This window comes from Sphaerisporangium corydalis (genome assembly GCF_025506355.1).
GTDB lineage: Bacteria > Actinomycetota > Actinomycetes > Streptosporangiales > Streptosporangiaceae > Sphaerisporangium > Sphaerisporangium corydalis.
The window spans coordinates 1-1,332 of the sequence record NZ_JANZYP010000152.1 but is presented as its reverse complement, the minus strand read 5'-3'; the positions used below and the strand labels follow the sequence as shown (position 1 = coordinate 1,332).

Sequence of the window (1,332 nt, the reverse complement as noted above, 5' to 3'; positions counted from 1 at the left end):
TGAACCGCGCCGGGTTTCGTGGAGACTCGGCTACTTGGTTTCTGCCGCGGTGACTGCGGCCTGTTGGTGACGGTAGTAGATCGCTTCGTACTCTGCGGGTGGGATGTCGCCGCAGGCGGTGTGCAGCCGGCGATGGTTGTACCAGTCGAGGTACTCCAGCGTGGCCAGCTCGACATCGTCCAGGCCCTTCCACGGCCCGTAGCGGCGGATCAGTTCCGCCTTGAACAACCCGTTGAAGGACTCGGCCAGGGCGTTGTCATAGGAGTCGCCGCGGCTGCCGACCGAGGCGACCGCGCCGGTGTCGGCCAGGCGCTCGGTGTAGCGAATCGACAGATATTGCACCCCGCGATCGGAGTGATGAACCAGCTCCGACAGGTCGGCACCGCCGTCACGGCCACGGCGCCAGATGGCCATCTCCAATGCGTCCAACGCCAGGTCGGTGCGTAGATGGGTGGTGGTCTGCCAGCCCACGACCATCCGGGAGTACACATCGATCACGAAGGCCGCGTACACCCAGCCCGACCAGGTACGGATGTAGGTGAGGTCGGCGACCCACAGCCGGTTCGGCGCTGGCGCGTGAAAGTCTCGCCGGACCAGATCCGCCGGCCGCTCGCTCTGGTCGCCGGTGATGGTGGTGCGCCGAGGCTTACCGCGGACCAGCCCGGTGATGCCGAGTTCGCCCATCAGCCGCGCGATGGTGCACCGGGCGACCGGCCGGCCCTCGCGGCGGAGCTGGTGATAGATCTTGCGAACGCCGTAACAGTAGTAGTTGTCCTGGTAGATCCGGCTGATCTCGGTCTTGAGGCGCTCATCGCGCACCGCACGGGCAGCGGGCGGACGGCTCCGTGCTGCGTAGTACGTCGACGGCGCAACCTGCAGAGCCTGGCAGATCGGCGCCACGCCGAACCGGTCGCGGTAGGCGTCGATAAAGGCGTTCATCTGGGCGGTCGAGGGTCGAGTTCCCTCGCGAAAAAAGCAGACGCCGCCTTGAGGATCTCGTTGGCCCGGCGCAGCTCGCGGACCTCACGCTCCAACTCGGCGATCCGCCTGGCCTCCTCGGTGCTGGTGCCGGGCCGTCGACTGCCATCGACCTCGGCCTGCCTGACCCAGTTACGCAGCGACTCCGATCCGATGCCGAGCTGACGAGCGACCCGAGTGATCACGCCGAACGACTCTCCGGACTGCTCAATGGTCTCCCGGACCATCCGCACCCCCCGTTCCTTCAGCTCCGGTGGATAGCGACGCTGGGCAGGGTGAGGGGAACTGGATCGACCTGACATGGACTCCATCCTTTCCAACCGATGAAGTCTCCATCAATCCCGGCGCGGTTCA

The 1,332-nt window shown here is 66.1% G+C and carries 1 protein-coding gene and 1 other annotated feature; the gene reads right to left on the bottom strand.

Annotated features, from left to right (window positions below; all coding sequences use genetic code 11):
• Positions 1–30: 30 nt before the first annotated feature.
• A protein-coding gene (locus NYZ98_RS41290) for an IS3 family transposase (RefSeq protein WP_380708890.1) occupies positions 31–1,280 on the bottom strand; the annotation gives its coding sequence in 2 pieces (ribosomal slippage) (positions 31–971 and positions 971–1,280; 1,251 coding nt in all).
• Positions 865–978 (bottom strand) — a sequence feature (AL1L pseudoknot). Its footprint overlaps the gene before it by 114 nt.
• Positions 1,281–1,332: the final 52 nt, after the last annotated feature.